This window comes from Streptomyces poriferorum (genome assembly GCF_019399235.1).
Classification (GTDB): Bacteria; Actinomycetota; Actinomycetes; order Streptomycetales; family Streptomycetaceae; genus Streptomyces; species Streptomyces poriferorum.
Genome location: NZ_JAELVH010000513.1, coordinates 1 through 2,015, shown reverse-complemented (window position 1 = coordinate 2,015; position 2,015 = coordinate 1). Strand labels below are relative to the sequence as shown.

The window sequence follows — 2,015 nt, the reverse complement described above, 5'->3', positions numbered from 1 at the left end:
ACCGCGCCTTCCGCGCCACCGATCCAGGACAGTGCCGCGACTGCCGAACCGACCTCCGACAGGCCGCCTAGCATGACCGTGACGACCCTCCCAAGGCGCACCCGGCTCCGTTCAGTCCCGTCAGTCCGTTCAGCCCGTTCAGTCCCGGAAGTTGATCGTGCCCCGTCGGCGCTCGCTGTCGAACTTCGAGCGGTCGATCGCCGGACGCGGGGCCGGACGGGCCGCGATCAGTCTGATCACGTCGCGGCCGGCCAGCGCGGTGCGCCACTGCCCCATGTCGGGACGGGTGCCGCAGGGTCCGTTCGCCTGTTGCCAGAGGCGCCCCACCGCAGACTCCCGCCGTTCGTCCAGCACACCCGGCACCGGGACCAACGGCTTTCCCGGCGAGACATAGGCGTCCTGGGCCAGCACGCGGCCGATCACCAGCGCCGCCTTGTAGCGGTCGCTGTCGACCGAGACGGTTCCCGGCGGGGCCAGGGGGTCTTGCCAGTCGGGTGTGTCCGCCTGCTCCAGCACCGGGCGCTGCCCGGAGAGCCGGATGCCGTCGCAGTCCAGGAGGTACGCGGCGGGGGCAGGGCGCACGGTCCACAGGATGTTGGCCTGGGAGAGGTCACCGATCACCAGGCCCATCGCGTGCAGCCACTCGAAGTGCGTCACCAACGCCACGGCCAGCGCGTACCGTTCGGCCGGGGATGGCTGCTGGACCGCCTGCCAGGCGGCCTTCGGCGGCCGCAGTGCGTAGGAGAGCTCAACGAGCTTGCTCTCGCCCTTCGCCGTCGTCCAGGTCATGGCCTCGGGCGCCCGGTGCATCAGGAAGCCGATGGCCCCGGCCCCGGCCACCACCCTGCACAGCGGCCATGCCGTCTCGCGGTCGAGCCGGTCGCGGTCGGCCGGGCCCAGGGCCTGCCGCAGCGAGACGAGCGCGGCCAGAGCCGCACCGTCGACCTTGCGCGGCTCCCGGTAGCTCTTGTAGAGGAGCGCGCCGGGACCGCCGATCGCGTGGACCTCGCCCTGTCCGCCGTCGCCGACCTTGTCGAACACCTTCAGGGAGTCGTACGGGACGTCCAGGCCGTCGTGCACGCTCACGCGGGGCACTCCCACAGCACGACGACGCTCCGGTCGTCGTCGTACGACTTGACCCGGAACTGGCTCTGCCACAGGAAGTCGGCGGGCCCCGGCACCGTGCCGGTCCCCCACGCCCCGCTCAGGAACTCGCGCATGCCCCGGTCCCCCGACAACGGTGTGGACAGGCCGTCCGTACTGAGTACGAGGACGTCACCCGGCGCCGCGGGACCCAGAAGCCGCGTGACCGCGGTGCGGGCGAGCGGCAACGCGGCGGTACGGGTGTCGATCATCCCCGACGCCTCCGGGTCCTCCTCCTGCGTCACGTCGAGGTGCCATGCCCCGGACCGCAGCAGTGCCGTTCCGCCGTCGCCCACGGCCATGAATCCGCGGGTGCGTACGGCAGGGTCGAGCGGCACCAGCAGGATTCGCAGCGTGGTCGCGTACGCCTCCGGCCGGTGCCCCTCCCGATGGGCCAGATCGGCGAGGAGCACGGCGATGTTGCCGACCGCCTCATTCGCCAGTGCGGTGAAGGCGGGCAGGTCGTCGGAGCGCAGGGCGCCGAGCAGGTCGCCCGCCACCCGGTCCAGATACACGGCCGCGTGCCGGCACACCTCGTTGGAGCCGACATGGGAACGGGCCGCCGACCCGACGCCGTCCGCGACCGCGAGCAGCAGCAGTTCCCCGGTGTCCGGACCGCCGATCCGGGTGACGCACAGCGCGTCCTGACGGGGCTCTCCCAGATAGCGGTGGGAGTCCCCGCGCACGGACGCGGCCCTGACGGTCAGCGGGCCGTAGGCCGCGCCGTCCACCACGATGTCGGGCAGCGCCGCCGCGGCCGGGTCCTCGCCCACGCTGCGCAGGCCTTGCGGGACCGGGGCGTAGCTGGGGGGCCGCTTGCCGCTGTGCCGTGGGTCCCCGAGCTGCGGGACCGGTTGCGATGCCCCCGCCAC

2 protein-coding genes are annotated in these 2,015 nt (G+C 73.0%); both read right to left on the bottom strand.

What is annotated here, in order from left to right; all coding sequences use genetic code 11:
* Nucleotides 1–138: 138 nt before the first annotated feature.
* The gene (locus JGS39_RS39145) at nucleotides 139–1,086 is read right to left on the bottom strand and encodes a hypothetical protein (RefSeq protein ID WP_219574527.1); all 948 of its coding nucleotides are present in this window, start codon (nucleotides 1,084–1,086) and stop codon (nucleotides 139–141) included.
* Nucleotides 1,083–2,015: protein phosphatase 2C domain-containing protein (locus tag JGS39_RS39140; RefSeq protein WP_219574526.1), on the bottom strand; the 933-nt coding region annotated here is incomplete at its 5' end. The genes JGS39_RS39140 and JGS39_RS39145, both read right to left, overlap by 4 nt.